Raw genomic sequence first — 23,037 nt, 5'->3', positions numbered from 1 at the left:
ATTACCCGATGGTTGGATGGCAGGATGCCCGCGCGATCCTTTCGGGGTTTCGGGCAGGCGTTCGCGGCGCATCAGCACCAGGGTGCAGAGCGCGGGGAGGAACAGCAGGGTGAGCAGGGTGCCGACCAGCACGCCGCCGATCAGCACGTAGGCCAGGGATGACCAGAACACCGACAGGGTCAGCGGAATGAAGGCCAGCGCGGCGGCCAGTGCGGTGAGCACTACTGGCCGGGCTCGGCGCACCGTGGCCTCGACGATCGCCTCGCGGATAGGCATGCCCAGGCCCTGATTCTGTTTGATCTGGTCGGTGAAAATCAGGGTGTTGCGCATGAGGATGCCGCCGATGCCGATCAGCCCCAGGATGGCGTTGAAGCCGAACGGCTGGTTGAACAGCAGCAGGGTCGGCACCGCGCCGATCAGCCCTAGCGGCGCGGTGGCGAAGACCATGAACATCACGCCGAACGAGCGCACCTGGAACATGATCACCACCAGGGTCAGCAGGATCATGATCGGGAACAGCGCGGCCAGCGCCTTGTTGGCCTTGGCGCTTTCCTCCACCGGTCCGCCGATCTCGATGCGGTAACCACTCGGCAGTTTGGCGATCAGCGGTTGCAGGTCGCGGTATACCGCCAGTTCGACATCCGGCGGCTGGGTGCCGTCGATGATGTCAGCGCGTACTTCGAAGGTGATGTCGCGGTCGCGGCGCTTGAGGATCGGGTCCTCCATCACGGCCTGAAAACGCCCCACCTGGCCCAGCGATACCGACTGCCCGGCGGCGTTGGTGATGGTCATGTCGTCGAGGCTGCCGAGGTTTTCCCGTTGCGCATTCAGCGCCCGTGCTACCACTACAACGTTGCGCGTGCCTTCACGCACCTCGGTGATCGGGTTGCCGCTGAGCAGCGCATTGACCTGGGATTTCACCTCGCTGGGAGTGAAGCCGAGCAGGCGCAGGCGGTCCTGGTCGAGCACCAGCCGGTAGGCGCTGGCGCGCTCGCCCCAGTCGAGGAAGGTGTCTTTGGTCAGCTTGTTCGCGGCAACCACCTGGCGGGCCTGTTCGGCAAGCCCACGCAGCACCTCGGCATCCGGTCCGGCGACGCGGAACACCACAGGGAAGGGCACCGGCGGGCCAAACAGCAACTGAGTCACCCGAACCCGCGCCGAGGGGAATTCGCCGGCGGCGATGCGTTCGCGCATGCGCAGCTTGAGGGCATCTCGCTCATGGGCATTGGCGGTCTGCACGATCAGCTTGGCGAAAGCCGGGTCCGGCAGCTCCGGGTTCAACGAAAGGAAGAAGCGCGGAGCGCCGCCGCCGACGTAGGCGTCGACCATCTTCGTCTGCGGCTCTTGCAGCAAAGCGTTCTCGACCAGGGCGACGACCGCCTCGGTGCTTTTGAAGGCACTGCCCGGTGGCATGTAGATTTCCAGGATCAGCTCGGAGCGGTCGGAGTTGGGGAAGAACTGCTTCTTCACTGCGCCCATGCCCACCACGCACAGCATGAAGGCGCCGACCACCAGTGCGGTGACCAGGTAGCGGTGGTCGACGCAGGCGTTTACCAACCGGCGCAGGCGCTGGTAGTGCTTGCCCGCGTAGATGGCGTCGTGGCCGCCCGCCACCGGTTTGATTTTGGGCAGCGTTTTTACCCCGAGGTAGGGCGTGAAGACGACCGCCACCAGCCAGGAAGCGATTAGCGCAAAGCCGACGATCCAGAAGATGTTACCGGCATATTCGCCGGCGCCGGAGCGGGCGAAGCCCACTGGCAGGAAGCCGATTATGGTCACCAGGGTGCCGGTGAGCATGGGCGCTGCGGTGGAGCTCCAGGCGAACGTGGCGGCCTTGGTCCGGTCGAAGCCTTCTTCGAGTTTCACCACCATCATCTCGATGGCAATGATCGCATCGTCCACCAAGAGGCCGAGCGACAGGATCAGCGCACCGAGGGTGATGCGGTCGAACTCGCGGCCGGTCATCAGCATGATCACGAAGACGATGGACAGGGTCAGCGGCACAGACCGACGCGAAAGCCCAGGGCGATGAGGCTGATGAGCATGACCACGGCCAAGGCGACGAAGAACTTGAGCATGAACTCGTCCACCGCCAGGCGAATGTTCTTCGCCTGGTCGGAAACCTTCTCCACGCGCACTCCGAGCGGCAGGTCGGCCCGGATTCTGCCTTCCTCGGCCTGCAGGGACTTGTCCAGGTCGAGGCCGTTGAAGTGTTTCTCCATGATTACCCCGAGCATCAGCGCCGGGTCGCCCTGATGGCGGATACGGTAGCTCGCCGGGTCTTCGTAACCACGGCTGACGGTGGCCACATCGGCGATACGCAGCACTTTGCCATTGGCCACCACGGGCACATTCTCGATCAGCGACAGGGTGTCGAAGGCGCCGTCGACGCGGATGTAGGCGCGCGGCCCGCTGGTTTCGACGAAGCCGGACGGCGCCACGCCGTTCTGGGCGGCCAGTGCGGCGAAGATCTGCTCGGGCTTGAGGCCCAGGGTGGCCAGGCGCTCATGGGAGAACTCGACAAACACGCGCTGCGCCTGCTCGCCGAGGATATTGACCTTCTTTACCCCCGGCAGACGCGGGAAACCCTGGCGCAGGTCTTCGGCCATCTGCACCAATTGCCGGTGCGGCAGGTTCTTGGCCTCCAGCGCGTAGAGGGCGAAATAGATGTCGGAATATTCATCATTGAAGAACGGGCCGACCACGCCCCGCGGCAGCCTGGCCGCCTCGTCGCTGAGCTTTTTGCGGGTCTGGTAGAAGAGTTCCTGGATATCGCCGGGCCGGGTCGATTCGTGGAATATCACCTTCATCGAGACGAAGCCGGCTGGGCGATGGTCTCGACCCGGTCGTAGAGGTCTAGCTCCTGCAGGCGCTTCTCCAGGCGGTCGGCGACCTGCTCCTGCATCTCCCGTGCGGTGGCGCCGGGCCAGGCGGCGGTGACGGTCATCACCTTGATGGTGAAGGAGGGGTCTTCGGCGCGGCCCAGTTTGCCGAAGGCGAAGATGCCGGAAAGGATGCCCGCGATGATCAGGAACAGGGTCACCGCCGGGTTGCGTACGGCGATCTCGGAGAGGTTGAGGCCGCGCATGCTAGAGCACTCCTTCGGTTTGCCGCGCCAGGGCCAGTGCCTGGGCCGGCAGCAGGCGCACGCTGTCGCCGTCGTGCAGCAAGTGGGCGCCCAGCGCGACGATGCGCTGGCCGCTGTTCACGCCGCCCTGGAGCAGGGCAAACTCCTGGTCGAGCCTGGCCACTTCTACCTGCGCGAAGTTGACCTTGTCGTCGTTACCGATGACCCAGACGCCGGTGCCTTCCCCCGCGTTGTGCAAGGCCCCGATCGGCACGCGAACGAGGCTGGCCGGGCCGGAACCTTGCAGGCGCACGGTGATGGTCGAGCCGATGGCGAAGCGCTCGGCCTCACCCTCGAGGACATAGCGGGCGCGGAAGGTAAGGGTGGTCGGGTCGGCCGTGGCGGACAGCTCGCGCAGCGTGGATCTGACCGCCTTGTCGGTGGAACTGAAGGGGTAGGCCAGCGCATTGTTTTTGGCCAGGGCGAGCTGGGTTTCCGGGATGTTGATCACCGCTTCGCGGGCACCGTCATGGGCCAGCCGCGCGACGATCTGGCCTTCGGCGACCACCTGGCCGCGCTCGACCCGTACATCGGTGATGATGCCGTCGCCATCGGCCTTCAGCGCCCCGTAGCTGCGGCGGTTTTCGACCTGGCTGGATTCAGAGACTGCCGCTGCGTGTTCGGCCTCGGCAATGCGCAGGCGGGTCGCAGACTGATCGAAAATCTGCTGCGACACGGCGCCGGTGAGGGACAGGCGGCGGTAGCGATTTTCGTCGTCGCGGGCCTGGCGCAGCTGGGCCTGAGCCGCACGCACGGACGAATTCATGGTCAATCTCTCCTGTAGTGCTGCTGCGTAGCTGCGGTGGAAGTTCAGATGGGGAAGTCTTCGGCTCTCCCGGCTGGGCCTTGGTATGATAGCCATAATATTATTTGATCGTATATATTGCGGTCGTAATATATTCTGCCGTTTATCGCGCCACAAACTCGATCAAGTGATCGCGCATTGCCGGTAGTTGAGCATACGAGCCAACACTTCGGTATTAACGAACAATTGGCAAGGAATAAACGATTTTTCCTGATGCAACAGGATTCGTTAGCATGACCTCGTCGAGCCCTGATCCTTACCTGGCCATCGACCGCGCTCGCCGGGCTTGCGATCAGGCTGCCATCCTGATCCGGGAGAATGGCATGATCGCCATGAACATCGGCGAACCCTGGATGTGGGTCGCCTTCATCGTCTTCGTCATTGCCATGCTGGCGCTGGATCTGTTCGTCTTCGGCGGGCGCAAGGCGCATCGCGTGTCAGTCCGGGAGGCGCTGGCGTGGGTCATCGCCTGGTCCAGTCTGGCACTGGTCTTCGCCGCTCTGCTCTGGTGGTATCTGAACGGTATGTTCGGCGCAGAGATCGCCCAGCGCATAACGCTCGAATTCCTGACGGGCTACCTGATCGAGCAGTCACTGTCGATCGACAATATGTTTGTCTTCGTCATGATTTTCAGCTACTTCGCCTTGCCGCCGGAATTGCACCGCCGCGTCCTGCTCTATGGCGTGCTCGGTGCCATCGTCATGCGCGCCGTCATGATTTTTGCCGGCGTCTGGCTGGTGTCGCAGTTTGCCTGGGTGCTCTATGTCTTCGGCGCCTTTCTCATCATCACCGGCATCAAGATGATGATCTTCGCTGAACAGCAGCCCGATATCGAAAAGAACCCCTTGCTGCGCTGGCTGCGCCGCCACCTGCGCATCACCGACGGTTTTTACGGCGAGCGTTTTTTTGTGATCCAGAACGGCCTGCGCTGGGCGACGCCGATGTTCCTGGTGCTGGTGCTGATCGAGGCCAGCGACCTGATGTTCGCGGTCGACAGCATCCCGGCCATCTTCGCCGTCACCACCGACCCCTTCATCGTGTTCACCTCCAACATCTTCGCCATCATGGGCCTGCGCGCGCTGTACTTTCTGCTCGCCGACATGGCCGACCGTTTCCATCTGCTCAAATATGGCCTGGCCATCGTGCTGGTGTTCATTGGCGGCAAGATGTTGGTCATGCCGTGGTTCCACATGCCGATCCAATGGTCGCTGGCGTTCGTCGGCATCATCATCCTGACTTCGGTGTTGCTGAGCCTGATATTGACCAAGGACAGAGCGCGAGTTGCGGGAGAAGAGTGACTGGTACTCAAGATGCCGAGGTGAAGGGGGGGCATCCCAACGCTTCTGGCCAGTTTCTGCCGGTCTTGATCGGCCGGATACTTTTCGCTCTTGAAAAGCCATTCAACACTCATCTCGTCAATCCTCCTGACTGGATGAACGCCGTGATGCTCAGCGTCCCTTCGTTGGAACGATGTTCTGATTGATGTGGAAGAGGTTGTCCGGGTCATAGGTCGCTTTCACTGCCGCGAGCCGCTCGTAGTTGGCGCCATAGTTTGCGGGCGCACGGTGGTCGTCGTCGCTGGACATGAAGTTGACGTAGCCCCCATCGCCGCCCGAGTGGGGGTGAATAGCGGCGTAGTAGTCCTTCACCCACTTGATGTTGGCCTCGTTGTCGGCAGGGTCCGACCAGACTCCCACAATCACTGGGGCAAAGCTCTTGTCCCGGTGACCGAACGCGGTCTCGTTGGCGCCGACCCGTTGCGCCGCACCGTTGATCGGATGGAGATGCATGCTCGAGCTGATGTGCGGTGTCTTTTTGCCATGCTCGAGGTGAGCAGCGATCGCCGCGTCGGTGAGCTCGGTGATGAAGTCTGCTTTCCAGTAATGCTGCATGCCCTTCGGGACCAAGCCGTCGAAGGCGCTTTGCAGGGCCGGGAACGGCATGACGCCGACCTGCTCCGCCTTCACTTCGGCAACGTCGCGTAGTGGCTTTAGTACTCGCGCAGCCTCCTCGTGTGGACCGTTCCAGCACGTGACCAGTACACAGAACAGATCCCCGACTCGGTCCTTGGGGATAAACGGCAGGTCAGGAGCTATCTGCCAGCCGAAAAAGCATCCGAGCTGTTCGGGCGCATTCGCAATGAATTCGCGGTAGCACTGCAGGACCGCCGCGGCATCGTCGACCTCGTAGAACAGCGGGCCGCCCACGATGTCACCGACCTCGTGGAGCTGAAACTCGAAGCTGGTGACGACACCGAAGTTGCCGCCGCCACCGCGCAGGGCCCAGAACAAATCTTCGTTCTGGTAATCGCTCGCGGTGACCTGCCGGCCATCGGCGAGAACGACATCGGCCGCCAGCAGGTTGTCGATGGAGAGACCGACGCCGCGGGTCAGGTAGCCGATGCCGCCGCCCAGCGTCAGGCCACCCACCCCGGTCGTCGAGATGATCCCGCCGGGCGCTGCCAGGCCGAACGGGTAGGTCGCATGGTCGACATCACCCCAGGTCGCGCCGCCCCCAACCCGGGCGATCCTCTTGACCGGGTCGACCCGCACGTTGTTCATCCTCGACAGGTCGATGACCAGGCCGTTGTCCACCGTGCCGAATCCGGGGACGCTGTGGCCCCCACCACGAATTGCCAGGTCGAGGCCCGTGTCGCGGCCAGCCCTGACCGCGGCCATAACGTCGGCCGAGTCCACGCACCGGATGATGGCGCGGGGTTTGCGGTCGTGCATGGCGTTGTAGACAGCGCGAGCGTCGTCGTAGTCAGAATCCGAGGGGGTGATGACGCGACCGCGCACCGCTTCGCTCAATGTCTTGATTGTGTCGCTCATTGGGTGCTCCTCCGCTCCGGATGCTCCTCTGCTTCGTCTTGACGAGTGTAGCCCTCAGGCGTTCCCGAACCGTTCCCTCTCAACCGAATTCGCTCAGAAAGCCGGTTGCTGCCCGGAACGCCGGGAGATCATGGCCCGACGGAATGGTCTCGAGGAGGTCCCCAAGTTGCTCACGCAGTGTCTGATCGGGAAATCGCCTGGCGAAGGAGTGCAGCGCCCGAAGCTCCAGCCAACCCGCCCCTTGAGCGCTGGCGGTCTCGACGGCACTGCGTAAAGAAGCGGCGGCGGCTTCGGTTTCCCCGCTGCGATAAGCCAGCTCACCGTCGACTCGCCACAGCTCGGCCTCGAGATAGCGCTGGTTGCAGCGGTGTGACCAGGAGAGCCCCTCGCATGTGGCGGCTCGTCCCTCGCGGAACTCGCCGAGCATGCCGCGAGCCCGGGCGAGGAGAAGGAGGGTGTAGGTCAGATGAAGGCTCTCCCCTTCGGTACGCGAGCGCGCCACCGAGCGCAGGATCTTCTCGATACCCCCAGCCGATCCCGCGCAAACGTCCAGCCAGCCCCGAAGGGCTTCCAGGACGACCATGAGGTAGCGGTCCGAAAAACGCTTCCATAGAAGGTCGGCGTCCGCGAGGAGCTCGGCGAGGCGCGCGAGATCTTCAGATTCGGCCGCGAGGATCGCCGCGTAAGTGATGACGTACCCCAACGTCATCAGATGATCGAGATCCACGGCGATCTCAAGTGCAGATCGGGCTGTCTGGTCGGCCCGGCCGGCATCTCCGGCCCACAGCTCGACGAGGGCCAGCCGTACGAGGCAAACCGCCTTCGGGTCCTGAGCGTACAACGCCAGATGCTCGTCGCGATGGGATAGGTCATAGGCTTCGATAGCGCCATCGAGATAGTGGCGGGCTCTGGCCAGATCGCCCCGCCAGAACGCGCTCACGCCGAGGAGATATCGGCCCTCTGTCCTGGCGACAGGATCATGACTCTCATGCTCGAGAAGGGCCCGAGCGAGTTCATCGCAATCGTCGAAGCGGCAGCCCTGCAGCCGGGCGAGGCCGAGACCACGGAGGATCGGCGGCGCCACGGGTCTGTGAAGTTTGCGGCAAAGCGAAAGGGCTCGCTCGTAGAGTTGGTGCGCACCCTTGGAGCCGTAACCGTCGAGGGCAACAAGGGGGGATCCGAGGGCGATCCGGATATCGAGTTCGAGTGCATCGCGGTCGGGTGACGGTGGCAGGTCGGCGAGCAGTGCGAGCGCTCGCTGAAACATGGTGACCGCTTCTTCGAGGGCCGACACGGCCACCGCTCGGCCCCCAGCCACGCGGTAGGCATCGATGGCCGGTTCGACCATGCCGGCCTGGTCGTAGTGTGCGGCCAGTTGCGGGCTGGCCGCGTCGATGTCGCTGTGGCGTTCGACCGCAATCGCCTCGGCGACAGCCCGGTGGAGTTGGCGTCGACGAGCTGGGCTGACCATCTCCAGCGCGACCGCCCGAAGCTTGTCGTGACTGAAATCGTACGCGAGCCCCTGATCGCGGATGATCCGTCGACGCCAGAGTTCGTCGACGTGATCAATGAGCTCGTGCTCATCGATCCCAGTGGCCGAGACCATCAGACCGACCGAGAAGGGCCGACCGATAACGGCCGCCACTTCGGCTAGTCGCCGAGCGCCGTCAGTTAGTTGGCCCAGTCGGGCGCGCAGCACCGCCCGCATCGTCGGTGTGAGCACTGCTTGACTTCCATCAGAGGAGATCCCGGCGCGAAGAGCCTCAATGACAAAGAGTGGATTGCCTTCGGTCTCGTTCCAGAGTCGTGCCGCCAGTTTCGCATCAATCGTGTCCTCAGCGCGTAGCCGAGCAGCGAGCGTCGCAGTTGTGGCTTCGTCGAGTCGGTCGAGTGGCACGGTGGTCACCGCCTGGTCGTGGCCCAAGGCGTCGACGAGTCCAACCAGGGGATGGTGCTCTGGGATCTCCTCCGAGCGGACGGTACCGACGATGAGGACAGGTGCGGTCTGTCCGGAATGGACAACGAAACCGATCAACTCGATGGTCTCGGCGTCACACCACTGGAGATCGTCGATGATCAGCAAGCGCGGGCGATCGCCGGCGACAATGGCTCGGCTCACAGCATCGAACAACCGATGGCGCTGAGCCAGGTCGCCCGACTGGCTCCGTTCAGATGGCTGTGAAACGTCGCGGAGTTCGGGCAGCAGACGAGCGAGCTCGGCCCTCCAGACCGTGTCGAGCGTGTCGATATGGCTTCTGATAGCATCCGATCGGAGTAGGTCGACGACGGGACCCCATGGCAGTCTGCCCGCAGCCTCGTATGCACGAGCCGATGCCACCACGTGTCCCTCTGCTCGAACACGGCGGCCGAGTTCCAGTGCGAGACGGGACTTTCCGATCCCCGGTTCCCCGGTCACCAACAAGAGATGTGCCCCCCTCTCCCGCGCGGTGTTCCATGCCTCGATGAGCTGGTTCCATTCGAGGTCGCGGCCGACGAAAGGCGATTTGGCGACGGGCAGGTCCTTGCCCTGCACTTCGTCTCGGTTGAGTGTGCCAGCCCGGAGCTGTTGGTACATGGTCCCGATCGCCTCGCCCGGTGCCACCGCGAGGTCGCGCTCGAGCACCTCCGCGTACCGGTGGTAGGAGCGCAGCGCCGCGGCTCTATCGCCAAGCGCGAGATGTGCTTGCATCTGATTTCTAACGGCCGCTTCGTCGGTCGGCTCCAGGTCGATAATGCGTTGGGCATGCCTGATCGCGGCTTTGTGGTCGTCGCGCCTCGCAGCCTCTTCTGTCAGCCGCACGAGGGCCCCATACGCCTCAGCTCGAAGTTTCGCTCGCTCATCCAGGACCCAGTCGTCATAACAAGCCGGAAGGAGATCGCCCGAATAGAGGCGCGCGGCGAGCTCGAAATCACCGGCCGCCATGGCATCCTGGAACCTCAGCACGTCGACCTCGCTTGGCCCAGTCGCAATCCACCGCACAGTCTCGTTGTCGATCTCGACGAACTCACCGATGTCGGGAAGGGAATGACGAAAGTCGTGGAGCAGCTTTCTGAGGTTGGTGCGCGCCTGCGGTTCGTCGGAGTCGGGCCAGAGCTCGAACGCGAGTCGTGAGCGGTGCTGCGGGGCTCTCCGTAACGCGAGCAACCCCAGAAACCGTTGCAAGCGAAGAGAGTTGAAGGCGCGAAGACGCCGGCCGTCCAGGATGATCTCGACTGCACCAAGAAGTCGAACCTGTAACCGCGTCGGCCGTTCGCCACCGACCCCGTTCATGTCACTCGGCATATGGCTCCTCTGGTTGCGGTCCAGCTCTGAAAGTCCGCTGTCTCCCCCCGCCGGTGTCGATAACAAGCCGATCAGCAGCTTGATGAGTGTCGACTCCGAGTTTCCGGGCCGGAACCGCGGGATTGTGATGTGGTGTTCACATCCCACTTGGCTCAGTATCATTGTAGGTCCGTTCCCGCGACCGTTGCCGGGCAGCAAGCCCTCTAGCCTTTACCCGCCCCCCGTCTCCTCCTGCAGTGGTCGCCAGACCGCTCGGTCATCTTTTTCGCAAATTTTCTCGACGCGTGTTGACAGGTCGTTTCGTTCAAATCTAATCTGCATACAGCGCTGCACACATGACGGCGTACAGAGATGTAGATTTGTACCTTCCTGCCTACAAGAACGAAATCATCGGAGAGGTCAAAATGGCTCGGTTCCTTACTCGCTCCATCCGCAACATGCTCGTTTGTGCGTCCGCCATCGGGGCGTTGCTCACCCAGGTCCCAGCCCAGGCGGCTGATGTCTCGCTCTGGAAAGATATCCAGAAAGCCGGGGTTCTGCGCTGTGGGGCTGCCGTCGCCGCGCCCTACGTCATGCGTGATGCACGTTCCGGTGAATACAGCGGCTACTTCGTCGATCTGTGCCGTGACTTTGGTGAAAAAGTACTGAAGGTGAAGGTCGAATTCGTCGACACCAACTGGGACAATCTGGTTGCCGGCCTGCAGGGCGGCAAGTGGGATATGGCCATGGCACTGAACCAGACGCCCGAGCGTGCCTTGGCGGTCAGTTTTTCCGTGCCGGCGACCGACTATCAGATCTCGCTGCTGATCAACAAGGACAACCCGAAATTCGCCAGTGCGGGCAACGCCGTCGCGGACTACGACAAACCTGAGGTGACCTTCGCCGTAATGTCCGGCACCGCTCAGGACAAGGCTATTTCCGCGGTCATCAAGAAAGGCAAGATTATGCGCCTGCCGGGCATGGATGAGGTGCGTCTTGCGGTCATGTCCAAGCGTGCCGATGTACTGGTCGACGCCAGCGATACCAACCACCTGTTCGCCGTGGCCAACCCGGACTGGTCCAGGGAAGTCCTGCCCAAGCCTGCATTGGCCAAGCAAGGCGTAGCCTTCGGTGTTCGTCGGGATGTCAGCCCGGCAGACCTGCAGACATTGAACATCTACCTCACGCAGCGCCGTGAAACCGGTGAGATCGACGCCTTGGTCGACAAGGCCTCGCAAATCGCCAACGCCGACAAAATCCCTCAGTAAACCCCGCCGATGGCGAGCGTGCGGCTGGCTGCGCGCTCCCGGAGAACGTTCGATGAAAGCTTCCAATCTGGCGGCGGTGCCGCCACGGTCCCCGCACGCCCTCGAAATGAGGAGCGGTGAGTTCATTGCACTGCGCGGCGTGCACAAGTCCTACGGTGAAAACCTGGTGGTGATGGACCACATGGACCTGGACATGCGTGCCGACGACCGCCTGGTCATCATTGGCCCCAGCGGCAGCGGCAAAAGCTCGTTGCTGCGGGTCATGATGGGGCTCGAGAGCATCCAGGGCGGGACGATCCACTTCCAGGGAAAACCCTACATCGATGGCAATGCCAGGGGTAACGGCAAGCCACGGGACGCGGCACTGCAGACCCAGGTCGGCATGGTGTTTCAACACTACACGTTGTTCCCGCACCTGTCGGTACTGGGCAATTTGATTCTGGCACCGATGAAAGTCCATGGCCTGGCCAAGGACAAGGCCATCGAGAAGGCTCGTCAGTTGCTGGCCCGCCTGGGCCTGGAGAGCAAGCTCGACGCCTACCCCAGCCAGCTTTCCGGCGGCCAGAAACAGCGGGTGGCGATCGCCAGGGCGCTGATGCTCGAGCCCAAGTTGATGCTGTTCGATGAGGTCACTTCCGCCCTCGACCCGGAAATGGTCATCGAGGTGCAGAACGTGATGCTGCAACTGGCCGAGCAGAAGATGGCGATGATCATTGTCACCCACGACATGCACTTCGCCCGTCATATCGCCACTCGTGTGGTGTTCTGCGCCAACGGCAAAGTGGTTGAGCAAGGCCATCCCGACCAGCTGTTCACTCAGCCCAGGGAACCCCGCACCCGCGAGTTCCTGGAAAAAGTGCTGCACCTGAGCTGAGGAGTGCGATCATGAACTATCAATTTGACTTCAACTTCCTGACAGGCAATTTCGGCTTGTTGTGGGATGGCCTGAAAGTCACCCTGCAGCTGGCACTGATATCGAACGTCGTCGGCCTGGTGCTCGGCTTTGGCTTGTGCCTGATGACCTTGAGCCGCTGGTTCTTCCTGCGCTGGCCGGCACAGCTGTTCATCGAGTTCTTCCGTTGCACGCCGGTGTTGCTGCAGATCGTCTGGTTCTTCTACTGCGTGCCGATGCTCTTCGATGTGTTCATCGACCCGATCACCATGGGCGTTCTGGCCCTGGGCCTGAACCTGACCGCGTTCAATGCCGAGGCCTATCGAGCGGGCGTGCAGGCGGTGCCGCGCGAGCACCTGGATGCGTGTGTGGCGCTGGGCTTGCGGCCCTGGCAGCGCACGCTCTACGTGATTCTTCCGCAAGCCTTGCGCAACGCCATACCGGTATTGATGACCAACGGTATCTCGATTCTTCAGCAAAGCGCACTGGTGGCGATCGTCGCGGTCGCGGACCTGATGTATGTCGGCAAGAGCATCGCCACCGAAGCCTACCGACCGCTGGAAACCTATTCCCTGATTGCGCTCATTTACTTCTTCCTGTCGCTACCGATCGCTCAGTTGGTGCAGTGGTTGGAGCGTCGTCAGGATGCTGCGCTCGCGCGCTGAGGAGAACGTCATGCATATCGATTTCACTGTGGTGTTCTCCTACTGGCAGGCGCTGCTGCAAGGCTTGGGGCTGACCCTGGCGTTCACCCTGGGCTGCGCTGTCCTGGGCAGTTTGTGCGGCTTCTTCCTGAGCCTCCTGCGGGTGTCGCGCCGGCGCTGGATCAGCGTGCCCGCCGGGCTTTACGTCGAGCTGTTTCGCGGTACGCCACTGTTGATCCAGCTGTTCTGGGTGTTTTTCTGCTTTCCCGTGGTGTTCGGCCTGGACATCCCGCCCTACCTCTCGGTGTTGTTGGCGCTGACCCTGTACATGACTGCCATCACCAGCGAGACGTTTCGCGGGGCCCTCAAATCGATCCCTGGCGAACAGCACGATGCCTGCGTCGCATTGGGCCTGGCCTCGTGGAATAAAACGGTCTACGTGGTGTTCCCCCAGGCCTTGCTGCGCGGCATTCCGCCGCTGCTCTCCAATGGGGTGTCACTGTTCAAGGAGAGTGCGCTGATTTCCTCGGTAGGCATTGCCGACCTGATGTTCGTTGGCCAGAACATCTCCAACAGTACTGCACGTCCAGTCGAGTTCCTGTCGGCGGTGGCGGTCATCTATTTCCTCGTAGCCTTCCCGCTGACCCGCCTGGTAGGGGTGATCGAAGCGCGGATGCTGCGTCGCTATGCGTATTAACCCCAACCCTGTCGTCTCATTTTGTGGAGTACCTGCAATGACTCAACTCAAAGGCATCCTGCCTGCTCTGGTCACGCCGTTCGACAAAGCCGGGAATGTCAATTACGACATGCTCGCCAACATCATCGAGTTCCAGCTCAAGGCCGGCGTCAAAGGCTTCGTGCCGCTGGGCTCGACCGGCGAGTATTACGCCCTGACCAACGAAGAGCGGCGCCAGGTATTGGCCACCGTGCGCGAGGTCGTGGCTGATCGCGGCCTGTTGATTGCCGGTGCCAATGGCTCCTGCACCCGCGAGGTCATCGAGCAGGTCCAGCAGACCCGTGATGCCGGCTATAGCAACCTGCTGATCGCGCCGCCTTATTACGCGCTGCCATCCCAGGAAGAACTGATCGGCCACTACCAGGCCATTCTCGATGCGGTGCCGGACATCAACGTGGTGTTGTACAACTACCCGGTGCGCACCAACGTCGAGGTCGGTTTTGGCGTTCTGGAGGCATTCAAGGACAACCAGCGCGTGATCGGCATCAAGGAAAGCAGTGGCAACCTGCTGCGCGCCATCGAAATCGGCGGCACCTACAAGGACCACTACCAATTGTCCTGCGGGTCCGATGACCAGGCGCTGGACTTCTTCCTGTGGGGCGCGACCAGTTGGATCTGCGGCCCGGCCAACTGCCTGACCCAGCAGGTGTGCGACTTCTACACCGAGTACACCAACGGTAACCTGGCCGGTGCCCAGGACATCGTGCGCTCGTTGTTTCCGGTGCTGGCGGACATGGAGTCCGGCAAGTTCATTCAGAAGGTCAAGTACGGCTGTGAACTGGCCGGTTTTGAAGCGGGCAATGCACGGATGCCGCTGCAACCACTCACCGCCGACGAAAAAGCCAACTTCCGCAAGGCTTTCGAACTGGCACAGCGTTAATGGCGCCCGCCGCATCGGCCGCCACGCTCGGCCGGTGCGGTCTTTCAGAGTGATATGACATGACCCGACACGTTTTCAATTGCATCGAAGGCCATACCGAAGGAATGCCTGTGCGGATGGTAACAGGTGGGGTTCCAGAACTGGCAGGGGCGACCATGAGCGAGCGGCGCGAGCATTTCATCGCCGAATTCGACTGGGTTCGCCGTGCCTTGATGCTTGAGCCACGCGGGCATTCACACATGTCGGGCACGATTTTCTATCCACCGTTGCGCGCCGACAGTGACTTCAGCCTGCTGTTCATCGAAACCTCCGGCTGCCTGCCGATGTGCGGGCACGCCACCTTGGGTTCGATTACCTTCGCGCTTGAGGCCGGGCTGATTGTTCCGAAGGTAGCGGGTACTGTGGTGGTGGATGTTCCGGCAGGCCAGATTCACGCTGCCTACACCCTCAGCGGCGACAAAGTCAGCTCGGTATGTTTCACCAATGTGCCGTCTTTTTTGTTGCATCGTGACCTGGCCATCGACTTCCCGCCACTTGGGCTGTTGAAGGTCGATATCGCCTACGGTGGCAATTTTTATCCCATTGTCGACGTGCAACCCAACTACCCGGGTTGTGAGCATTTCAGCCCGCAACAGTTGCTGGAATGGGGGCGGCAGATGCAGGACCTGGTCAACCGCTCCCTGGACGTGGTTCATCCGCAAAACCCGGCGATCCGAGGCGTCAGGCACTGCATGTGGACGGGCAAGCCGCTGTCGGCGGAATCCTGGGGGCGTGCCGTGGTGATAGCGGGGGCGAGCCTCATCGATCGCTCTCCGTGTGGCACCGGCAGTTCGGCACGCGTCGCCCAGCGCTTCGCCCGCGGCTGGCTTGACGCCGACGCGGCCTATCGCCATGAGAGCCTGATCGGCAGTTGCTTCGTGGGGCGTGTGGCAGAGCAACTTCAGTTGGAAGGGGGGCAGGCTGCCATTCGACCCAGCATTGAAGGACGTGCGTGGATCACTGGTCGCGCCGAGTTTATCGTCGACGATACCCAACCCTGGTGGGACGGCTTCAGCCTGGAAGATTTTGCCGCTCCCGCTTCTGCACAAGAGACTTTGCCATGACACCTCTGCAGTCTGCCGTACAAGAGCCTGGCCTGCGTGAAAAAGCTGTCGTGGTCGGCGCGGGTATCGTTGGCGTCTGTTGTGCCCTATACCTGCAACGCGAAGGTTATGCAGTCACCCTGATCGATCCGGCAGCACCCGGTGACAGCACCGCCAAGTGGAGCTGCGGGCAGATGGCTGTCAGTGAGGTCATACCGCTTTCCAAGCCCGGGATCCTGAAGAAGGTGCCGGGCTGGCTGCTCGACCAGAAAGGCCCGCTGGCACTACGGCCCAGCGCATTGCCGGGCATCCTGCCATGGTTCCTGCGTTTCGTGGCCTGTGCCCGCCATTCGAAGATCGTCGAAATCTCCGAGGACATGGCAACGCTCACGCACCATGTCTACGAAGACTATGCGCCCTTGCTCGATGCCTGCCCCGACAAGGCGCTGATGGGCGCGCGGCCCATCATCGAGGTGTTCGAGTCGGCGTCGGGCCTGGATCATGAGCTGCCCCACCTGGCGTTGCGCAAATCCCTTGGGTTCAAGTCCGAGGTGCTAGACCGCGCCGCTATCGCGGACCTGGAACCCTCCTTTGCTGGCAAATTCAGTCATGGTCTGTTGTTCCCGGACTGGCGTGCCGTCAGCGATACCAAAGGCTTTATCGCGGCTCTGACGCAAAGCTTTATCGATCAAGGCGGCGTTCGCGTTCGTGGCCAGGTCAAACGGATCGATGAAGTGGCCGACCGTGCCAGCGGGGTCATGCTGGCCACCGGTGAACGCTACCCGGCGGACCACGTAGTGATTGCAGCGGGCACGGGTTCGCGGCAGTTCTTCGATCAGATCGGCACCCATGCCCCGTTGGTCGGTATCGCCGGCTATCAGGTGCTATTGCCGACCCCGGGGGTGGAGCTGCGCCACTCGGTCATCTATGCCGACGGCGGTTTCTGCTTCAGCCCCATGACCCGTGGCCTGCAAATCGGCGGCACCATCGAATTCGCCAGCCCCAATGCCGAACCCAACTTCAAGCGGGCGGAAATCATCCTTGAGAAAGCACGCAAAATATTTCCGCAGTTGAAGCTGGACAACATCGAGTACGGCGTCGGCTATCGCCCGTTCCTGCCCGACACCAAACCCATCATTGATCGTAGCGCCCGTCTGTCGAACGTGTTCCTGGCATTCGGCCACGGCCAGCTCGGCCTGACCTTGGGCGCGACCACCGGACGGCTCATTTCAGACATGGTTGCCGGCCGCGAGCCGGCTCAGGATCTGACCCCTTTTAGCGCCAAACGCTTTAGCCTTATTGGAGGCCACGCATGAAATCCTATGATCAGCTCTATATCGATGGCCAGTGGGTGCGCCCGAGCCAGGGTGGCACCTTCGAAACCATCGACCCCAGCAACGAGGCGGTCATCGCCAAGGTCGCAGCGGCCACCGCTGCCGATGTCGACCTGGCGGTAAAGGCCGCGCGCCGTGCGTTCGACGAGGGGCCTTGGCCGCAAATGAGCGGGGCCGAACGCGCGAAGATCCTGCGGGCAATCGCCAATGGCATCCGCGAGAGCCAGGACAGGCTGGCTGAGCTGGAAGTGCGCGACAACGGCAAGCCGTTGCCCGAAGCCCTCTGGGACATCGGCGATACCGCCGGCTGTTTCGATTTCTACGCCGACCTGGCCGACGATCTGGACGGCCACCGCGAGCAAGCGGTTTCGCTCGCCGACGAACGCTTCAGCTCCGTCGCCCGTAAAGAACCGATGGGCGTAGCAGGGGCGATCATTCCCTGGAACTTCCCCATGCTGATGGCGGCCTGGAAGGTTGCCCCGGCGTTGGCCGCCGGTTGCTGCATGGTGTTGAAACCCTCGGAGCTGACCCCTTTGACGGCCCTGGAGCTGGCGGATATTGCCCACCGGGCCGGGCTGCCAGCCGGTGTGCTCAATGTCGTGACCGGCCTGGGCGCAGAGGCGGGGGCGCCGCTCAGCGAGCACCCCGGCATCGACAAACTGGCCTTTACCGGCAGCGTGCCGACCGGGACGCGGATCATGCAGGCAGCCGCGCGCGACATCAAAAACATCAGCCTGGAACTGGGTGGCAAATCGCCGTTCATCATCTTCGATGACAGCGATATCGAAGCGGCGGTCGAATGGATCATGTTCGGCATTTTCTGGAACCAGGGCCAGGTCTGTTCGGCCACCTCCAGGGTACTGGTCCAGCGTGAACTGTATGAGCCGCTGCTCAAGCGCCTGGTCGAGCAAACGCAAAGCCTGAACATTGGTAACGGGATGGGCGAGGGCGTACTGCTCGGTCCGCTGGTGAGCCGTGGCCAATACGACAAGGTCCTCGAAGCCATCGCCCGTGGTCGAGAAGAAGGGGCGACGCTGCTGACCGGCGGCACCCGCCCGGCCCATTGCACCCAGGGTTACTACCTGACGCCGGCGATTTTCGCCGACGTGCCGCAGGACAGTTGGATCTGGCAGGAAGAAATCTTCGGGCCGGTGGTGTGCGTTCGGCCTTTCGATGATGAAGCCGAGGCGCTGCATAGTGCCAACGACTCGCGCTTTGGCCTGGCCGCTGCCGTGATGTCCCGCGACCTGGAGCGTGCCGAGCGCGTCGCTCGCCGCCTGCGAGCGGGTATCGTATGGATCAATTGCTCGCAACCGACCTTTACCGAGGCGCCTTGGGGAGGGTACAAGCAAAGTGGAATAGGTCGTGAGCTGGGGGAGTGGGGGTTGAACAACTACCTTGAAACCAAGCAGATCACGCGCTACGACAGTGAGCAACCCTGGGGTTGGTACATCAAGTAAGGGGCCCGCCATGCGCTGGAAAAAAACGCTTCAAATGGCCGATGTGCATTGTGAAGGCGAGATTGGCAAGGTCATCACCGGCGGCGTCATCGATGTGCCCGGCAAGACCATGCTCGACAAGATGAACTACATCAACGAAGTCGACGATAGTCTGCGGCGGCTGGTGGTGCTCGAGCCGCGTGGCTGCCTGCAGATGTCGGTCAATCTGCTCTTGCCGCCGACCCGGCCCGAAGCCCACGCGGGCTTCATCGTGCTGCAGGCGGACAAGGCTCACCCGATGTCGGGCAGCAACTGCATCTGCGTGGTGACGGCACTGCTGGAGCTGGGCATGCTGCCGATGGCCGAGCCGATGACGACGGTCGTGCTCGATACGCCCGCTGGGCTGGTGACGGCCCGGGCGCAGTGCAAGGAGGGGCGCTGCACCAGCGTCTCCCTTGATATGGTGCCGTCCTTTGTCGAAAAGCTGGACGCAGTCATCGAGACGGCCGAGTTCGGTGCCATCAAGGCGGATATTGCCTTCGGCGGCGTGTATTACGCCTTGGTCGACGTTGACCAGGTCGGCCTGACCATCGCCCCGGAGAATGCCCGCGAACTGGCGACCCAGGGTGTGCGCCTGAAGGGCTTGATCAACGAGCAAATCCACGTCTGTCACCCATTGCTCAAGGAACTCGATGAGGTGGCCTACGTGATGTTCCGTAACCGCCTGGACAAGAGCACCTACCAGACCTGCACCACCTTGCCGCCAGGCCGTGTCGACCGCTCGCCCTGCGGCACCGGCAGCTCTGCCAACCTGGCGACCTTGAGTGCTCGAGGCCTGGTGGAGGTGGGTGATAAACTCACGTCGCGCTCGACCATCGGCGGCGAGTTCAAGGTCGAGCTGCTTGGCCTGACGGAAGTGGGCGGCAAACCCGCGGTTCTGCCCAGGGTTACCGGGCGGGCCTGGGTATACGGGCTTCATCAGCTCGGGGTCGACCCGGATGATCCGTTGTCCGAGGGCTTCATGCTTAGTGATACCTGGGGTGAAGGATTCTAACCAGCCTCTGGCAGGTGTTAAAATTGCAGGCTGGCCAGATAACTGGCCGGCACTGCCGAGAAAATGACCCATGAGCAAAGAAACGACTGAAACAGCGGCTGGTGCGAAACGCCATGGCGGTCGCTACATCTACGAGGAATTGCGCAAGCAGATCCTGACGCTGAAGCTTAAGCCAGGCATGCCGCTGGACGAGGTTTCCCTGGCGGCGCAGTTCGGTCTTTCCCGCTCGCCGGTGCGCGATGCGCTGGCCCGTTTGATCAGCGAGGGGCTGGTCACCATCTTGCCCAACCGTACGACCCTGGTGACGCCCTTCGAAATCGAAGAGTTCCCCAACTACATTTCCGCCCTGGACCTGATCCAGCGCGCAGTCACCCGGCTCGCAGCGCTGCAACGGACCGATGACGACCTGGCGCGTATACGCGAGGCGGACGCGGCCTATCTGGAGGCGGTCACTACCGGCGACTTCCAGGCCATGTCCGAGCGCAACAAGGCCTTTCACATGGCGATCGCCGAAGCCGGAAAAAATCCGTACTTCATCAGCTACTACGAAAAACTCCTGGGCGAAGGCCAGCGGCTCCTGCACCTGCACTTCGACTACATCATCAGTACTGCCAGCACCTCGACCCGATTGGGGCGAGACCACGATGATATTGTCAATGCCATCGCCGCGCGCAAGCCCGACGAAGCCGAGCAGGCGGCGCACGAACATACGATGTTGTTCCAGCGACGTTTCCTGGCTTACATGCAACAGAACCTCACCGAGAAGATGTCCGTTGCTTGAGGGGGCGTGGACAACGGGTGACGTCACAAATGCGCGACTGGCCCGCAACGCAATTTGCGGCCAAAGCACTCACTGCACACCGAACATGGCCGTCCAGTAAATCCCCGCATCACTCTTCGGATCAACCGCATAGGCTGCGCCCAGTTCGCGAAACTGTGGGTTCATGAGGTTGGCGCAGTGGCCGGGGCTGGCCAGCCAGCCATCGACCACCCTGCGCACGGTGTCGTGCCCGGCGGCGATGTTCTCGCCGATCTGCAGGCCGACGTAACCTGCCAGTTCAGCCCGGTCACCCGGCGTGCGGCCATCGCGGTCCTTGTGATCGAAGAAGTTGTTATTGGCCATGGCTCGGGTATGGGTCTCGGCCGCCGTCGCCAGCGTGGCGTTCCAGGCCAGCGGCGTGGTGGCGGTAAAGGCTTGGCCGCCGCACTGGCGCGGCTGCGCACGGGCGGTGTTGATCGTTTCCAGCAGCTTCTGGCCTTCTGCCTGCCAGTCGCCCAGGCGCCCCGTCAGCAGGGGACGCGCCAGTACGATGCGCCACTCATGTCCCTCCCGGCTCACGCCGATATCGATGAACTGCGGGCTCAGCACAACCTGGCAGAAACTCTCTTGCACCGCCTTCATGGCCGACTGCGCATCACGCGGCCCGGACAAGCTGATCGCCTGCACGCTGACCATCGGATAATTGGCCCGCGCCAGCGCCTGCTGCAGGTCGCCGATGCTGCTGGCCGAGAGCACCAGACGCGGATCGGCCGTCAGCGGCGGCAGCTCTTGAGACACCTGGCCCGCGCAGCGCTGCGCCTGGCTGCGGTAGACGTTGATCGACTCGACCAGTTGCGACTCCTCGGTCGCCAAGGCGCTGGCAGCGAACACCAGCCCCAGCGACAGCGCGGCAAGACGCACAACGGATGATATGAAGCGCATGGACCTCTCCTTGAACTGACTGTGCCCTTGAACTGACTATGCCCTTGAACTGACTGCGCCCATGATGCGCGATTTCGCCCCACCTGGCGCAATGCCTTTTCACCTCGAAGCGGAATTCGTTTGGCGTCGGGTGGAATGACTTTGCTACTAAACTATTCACGCTATGATGACCCCGCCCAGCGCAGGTCTTCACGTCGCGGGCACGCCTTAGTCCCGGAGTCATAAACCCGATGTCCACCATCACCCTCTTTCAAACCCCACCGCCCGAGCCGATCAAAAGCCAGATCCTGCAGATGGTCGTGGACTACGTAACCGATATCAGCATGGTGGCCATCGCGCCGAGCAATCCGCTCTACAACCTGTATCAATATGGTATCGGCTACGAGGTCCATCTCTACCTGGACGCCATGGATGGTTCCAGAGGCATTCCAGTCGAATTGATCGTGGCGTCGGATCCCCAGGACCCTTCCACGGTTATCGGCTTCTTGCTGTACCTGCCGGTGAAGGACGACCCCGAGGCCTGCGCAGTGGCCTATATGGGGGTGCAGGCAAGCCACCGGCGTCGGGGCGTTGCACGCGCGATGGTGCAGGAAATGGTCGGCCGCTACCCGCATGCCGAGCTGGCCTGCTTCGTTGCCAAGGTGCCGTATTTCGAGGCGATGGGGTTTCAGGTGGTGGGCGCGCGCGGCCCTCAGGTGCTCATGAATACCCGTGACCATGGGTCGAGCGGCCTGTTGGCGGTGCTGGACGTGGCACCGATCTATAACTCCGTGGAGGTGCGGCAGATTCATGCGTACCTGCTCAAGCAACATGGCAAAAAAGCCATGGTCGATGCCGAGAAGCAGCGTGACCGGCACCTCGACCAAATGACACGCCAGGCCCAGGCCTTTGTGCGCGAGCGTCTTGGCGAGGCCACCGGCTTGAACAGCGGGCGCATGCCACGCTTGGTCTAGGAGGCCTAAATCGTTTGGACCAACCAATCGCGCAGCGCCTTCAATGACGGCAGCATTTCATTGCGCGGTGGATAGAGCAGGTAGTAGCTGCGCCGACTGGCAATGGGGTTGCCCAGGCTGACCAATTCACCGTTGCGTAACTCGTCTTCGATCAGAATTCGCGGTACCAGGCCAATGCCTATACCGGCGCGCACGGCCTGGATCAGATGCGACGTCATTTCAAAGCTTGGCCCCATGCGCATCGACCGGTGCGGTAATGCATGGTGTGAGAACCACTCGGCCCAGGCTTGAGCGTTGCTGCTCACATTGAGCAACAGCTGATTTGGAATGTTTTGCTCGGTAAGTCGCGGGTCTTGCTCGGTTAACTGTGGGCTGGCAATCACCACCAACTGTTCGGTATGCAGGCGATGGGCGGTCAAGCCGGGCCAGTCGCCCATGCCGACGCTGATGGCTGCGTCGATCTCGGTGGCATCGAAGTCTATGGCTTCGATCCGCGAGTGAAGGTGCACGGTAATGCCCGGGTGAGCGGCGTAAAAGTCTTTTAAACGTGGCAGCAACCACTTCGAACCAAAGGTAGGCAGGGTTGCCAATCGCAAGCTGTGAATGCCCGATTGGAAGGCCATGGCCTGAAGGGTGGCACCGCGAATCTTCCCCAGCGCCTCGCTGAGTTCTCGTTGGTACATGCGGCCGACATCAGTAAGGATGACGTGTCGGCCCTCGCGAATGAACAGCCGCATGTTCAACAACTTTTCCAGTGTCTGCACCTGACGACTCACCGCGCTCTGGGTCAATGAAAGCTCGTGCGCGGCACGGGTATAGCTTTCATGCCGGGCGGCAGCCTCGAAAGCCAGAAGCAGCGACATGGAAGGGGTCAGATGTCGAGGATTCATTCGTTTTATTCATCTATTGAGGGTCGAATTTACGTTTGTGGCGGGCCCGATATCCCGTAAAGATTGCAGCCTGTGACGTAGAACACTGATGCAAGCATTCGATTCATGCAAGTGTTCTTCGTTGAGCGACCGGAATTT

At 62.0% G+C, this 23,037-nt stretch carries 16 protein-coding genes and 2 pseudogenes; 12 read left to right on the top strand and 6 right to left on the bottom strand.

The features are described from left to right. Positions 1-27: 27 nt before the first annotated feature. Together NVV94_RS15995 and NVV94_RS15990 are read right to left on the bottom strand one after the other, a co-directional pair. Positions 28-3,088, bottom strand: a pseudogene (locus tag NVV94_RS15995) (efflux RND transporter permease subunit); the annotation flags it as partial. A 1-nt stretch (position 3,089) separates the two neighbouring features. After that, positions 3,090-3,881: pseudogene (locus NVV94_RS15990) on the bottom strand (efflux RND transporter periplasmic adaptor subunit); the annotation flags it as partial. 374 nt (positions 3,882-4,255) lie between these two features. Here NVV94_RS15990 and NVV94_RS15985 point away from each other — a divergent pair. Then, positions 4,256-5,230: a TerC family protein gene (locus NVV94_RS15985; protein ID WP_309304300.1), complete on the top strand. Its 975-nt coding sequence runs from the start codon at positions 4,256-4,258 to the stop codon at positions 5,228-5,230. Between the two features lie 150 nt (positions 5,231-5,380). Here NVV94_RS15985 and NVV94_RS15980 read toward each other — a convergent pair whose 3' ends face one another. After that, entirely contained in the window at positions 5,381-6,763 is a 1,383-nt protein-coding gene (locus NVV94_RS15980) for an FAD-binding oxidoreductase (protein ID WP_258443359.1), read from the bottom strand. A 79-nt stretch (positions 6,764-6,842) separates the two neighbouring features. Beyond that, positions 6,843-10,208 carry an AAA family ATPase gene (locus NVV94_RS15975; protein WP_258443358.1) on the bottom strand — a complete coding sequence of 1,122 codons (3,366 nt, stop codon included), beginning with the start codon at positions 10,206-10,208 and terminating at the stop codon, positions 6,843-6,845. A 242-nt stretch (positions 10,209-10,450) separates the two neighbouring features. On the opposite strand from NVV94_RS15975, the gene NVV94_RS15970 reads away from it, so the two are divergent. The 10 genes from NVV94_RS15970 to NVV94_RS15925 all read left to right on the top strand — a co-directional run bounded on the left by NVV94_RS15970 (position 10,451) and on the right by NVV94_RS15925 (position 20,135). After that, on the top strand, positions 10,451-11,293 hold the full coding sequence (locus NVV94_RS15970) for a transporter substrate-binding domain-containing protein (protein WP_258443357.1): 843 nt from the start codon (positions 10,451-10,453) through the stop codon (positions 11,291-11,293). A gap of 52 nt (positions 11,294-11,345) precedes the next feature. After that, positions 11,346-12,167: an amino acid ABC transporter ATP-binding protein gene (locus NVV94_RS15965; protein ID WP_309304254.1), complete on the top strand. Its 822-nt coding sequence runs from the start codon at positions 11,346-11,348 to the stop codon at positions 12,165-12,167. 11 nt (positions 12,168-12,178) lie between these two features. Next, complete coding sequence (locus NVV94_RS15960; RefSeq protein ID WP_258443355.1) at positions 12,179-12,850, top strand: amino acid ABC transporter permease; 672 nt, start codon at positions 12,179-12,181, stop codon at positions 12,848-12,850. Between the two features lie 10 nt (positions 12,851-12,860). Further along, positions 12,861-13,526 (top strand): amino acid ABC transporter permease, encoded by a 666-nt coding sequence (locus NVV94_RS15955; RefSeq protein WP_258443354.1) that lies wholly within the window; start codon positions 12,861-12,863, stop codon positions 13,524-13,526. Between the two features lie 37 nt (positions 13,527-13,563). Further along, positions 13,564-14,445, top strand: coding sequence for a dihydrodipicolinate synthase family protein (locus tag NVV94_RS15950; RefSeq protein ID WP_258443353.1), 882 nt, complete (start codon positions 13,564-13,566; stop codon positions 14,443-14,445). A gap of 59 nt (positions 14,446-14,504) precedes the next feature. Continuing rightward, entirely contained in the window at positions 14,505-15,548 is a 1,044-nt protein-coding gene (locus NVV94_RS15945) for a 4-hydroxyproline epimerase (protein ID WP_258443352.1), read from the top strand. Beyond that, on the top strand, positions 15,545-16,843 hold the full coding sequence (locus tag NVV94_RS15940; RefSeq protein ID WP_258443351.1) for an FAD-binding oxidoreductase: 1,299 nt from the start codon (positions 15,545-15,547) through the stop codon (positions 16,841-16,843). The genes NVV94_RS15945 and NVV94_RS15940 overlap by 4 nt, the downstream gene beginning before the upstream one ends. Continuing rightward, on the top strand, positions 16,840-18,321 hold the full coding sequence (locus NVV94_RS15935; protein ID WP_258443350.1) for an aldehyde dehydrogenase family protein: 1,482 nt from the start codon (positions 16,840-16,842) through the stop codon (positions 18,319-18,321). The genes NVV94_RS15940 and NVV94_RS15935 overlap by 4 nt, the downstream gene beginning before the upstream one ends. A 10-nt stretch (positions 18,322-18,331) precedes the next feature. Continuing rightward, positions 18,332-19,354, top strand: coding sequence for a proline racemase family protein (locus NVV94_RS15930; protein ID WP_258443348.1), 1,023 nt, complete (start codon positions 18,332-18,334; stop codon positions 19,352-19,354). A 70-nt stretch (positions 19,355-19,424) separates the two neighbouring features. Then, positions 19,425-20,135 carry a GntR family transcriptional regulator gene (locus NVV94_RS15925; RefSeq protein ID WP_258443346.1) on the top strand — a complete coding sequence of 237 codons (711 nt, stop codon included), beginning with the start codon at positions 19,425-19,427 and terminating at the stop codon, positions 20,133-20,135. 69 nt (positions 20,136-20,204) lie between these two features. On the opposite strand, the gene NVV94_RS15920 is transcribed toward NVV94_RS15925, so the two are convergent. Then, positions 20,205-21,056, bottom strand: coding sequence for a CAP domain-containing protein (locus NVV94_RS15920; RefSeq protein WP_258443344.1), 852 nt, complete (start codon positions 21,054-21,056; stop codon positions 20,205-20,207). Positions 21,057-21,286: 230 nt separating this feature from the next. Between NVV94_RS15920 and NVV94_RS15915 the strand changes: the two genes are divergently transcribed. Then, complete coding sequence (locus NVV94_RS15915) at positions 21,287-22,009, top strand: GNAT family N-acetyltransferase (RefSeq protein WP_258443343.1); 723 nt, start codon at positions 21,287-21,289, stop codon at positions 22,007-22,009. A 5-nt stretch (positions 22,010-22,014) separates the two neighbouring features. Here the strand turns inward: NVV94_RS15915 and NVV94_RS15910 are convergent, their stop codons facing one another. Beyond that, positions 22,015-22,899 (bottom strand): LysR substrate-binding domain-containing protein, encoded by an 885-nt coding sequence (locus NVV94_RS15910; RefSeq protein ID WP_258443342.1) that lies wholly within the window; start codon positions 22,897-22,899, stop codon positions 22,015-22,017. Positions 22,900-23,037 lie beyond the last annotated feature (138 nt).

The sequence above is a fragment of the Pseudomonas sp. LS1212 genome (assembly GCF_024741815.1).
Taxonomy (GTDB): domain Bacteria; phylum Pseudomonadota; class Gammaproteobacteria; order Pseudomonadales; family Pseudomonadaceae; genus Aquipseudomonas.
Note: the sequence above shows the minus strand (reverse complement) of the source record. Positions and strands in the feature narration are given on the sequence as shown.

What these genes read in the sequence shown, in the direction of transcription:
- NVV94_RS15985 (WP_309304300.1), top strand. Translation starts at nt 4,256, where the DNA reads ATGATCGCCATGAACATCGGCGAACCCTGGATGTGGGTCGCCTTCATC.
- NVV94_RS15980 (WP_258443359.1), bottom strand. Translation starts at nt 6,763, where the DNA reads ATGAGCGACACAATCAAGACATTGAGCGAAGCGGTGCGCGGTCGCGTC.
- NVV94_RS15975 (WP_258443358.1), bottom strand. Translation starts at nt 10,208, where the DNA reads ATGATACTGAGCCAAGTGGGATGTGAACACCACATCACAATCCCGCGG.
- NVV94_RS15970 (WP_258443357.1), top strand. Translation starts at nt 10,451, where the DNA reads ATGGCTCGGTTCCTTACTCGCTCCATCCGCAACATGCTCGTTTGTGCG.
- NVV94_RS15965 (WP_309304254.1), top strand. Translation starts at nt 11,346, where the DNA reads ATGAAAGCTTCCAATCTGGCGGCGGTGCCGCCACGGTCCCCGCACGCC.
- NVV94_RS15960 (WP_258443355.1), top strand. Translation starts at nt 12,179, where the DNA reads ATGAACTATCAATTTGACTTCAACTTCCTGACAGGCAATTTCGGCTTG.
- NVV94_RS15955 (WP_258443354.1), top strand. Translation starts at nt 12,861, where the DNA reads ATGCATATCGATTTCACTGTGGTGTTCTCCTACTGGCAGGCGCTGCTG.
- NVV94_RS15950 (WP_258443353.1), top strand. Translation starts at nt 13,564, where the DNA reads ATGACTCAACTCAAAGGCATCCTGCCTGCTCTGGTCACGCCGTTCGAC.
- NVV94_RS15945 (WP_258443352.1), top strand. Translation starts at nt 14,505, where the DNA reads ATGACCCGACACGTTTTCAATTGCATCGAAGGCCATACCGAAGGAATG.
- NVV94_RS15940 (WP_258443351.1), top strand. Translation starts at nt 15,545, where the DNA reads ATGACACCTCTGCAGTCTGCCGTACAAGAGCCTGGCCTGCGTGAAAAA.
- NVV94_RS15935 (WP_258443350.1), top strand. Translation starts at nt 16,840, where the DNA reads ATGAAATCCTATGATCAGCTCTATATCGATGGCCAGTGGGTGCGCCCG.
- NVV94_RS15930 (WP_258443348.1), top strand. Translation starts at nt 18,332, where the DNA reads ATGCGCTGGAAAAAAACGCTTCAAATGGCCGATGTGCATTGTGAAGGC.
- NVV94_RS15925 (WP_258443346.1), top strand. Translation starts at nt 19,425, where the DNA reads ATGAGCAAAGAAACGACTGAAACAGCGGCTGGTGCGAAACGCCATGGC.
- NVV94_RS15920 (WP_258443344.1), bottom strand. Translation starts at nt 21,056, where the DNA reads ATGCGCTTCATATCATCCGTTGTGCGTCTTGCCGCGCTGTCGCTGGGG.
- NVV94_RS15915 (WP_258443343.1), top strand. Translation starts at nt 21,287, where the DNA reads ATGTCCACCATCACCCTCTTTCAAACCCCACCGCCCGAGCCGATCAAA.
- NVV94_RS15910 (WP_258443342.1), bottom strand. Translation starts at nt 22,899, where the DNA reads ATGAATCCTCGACATCTGACCCCTTCCATGTCGCTGCTTCTGGCTTTC.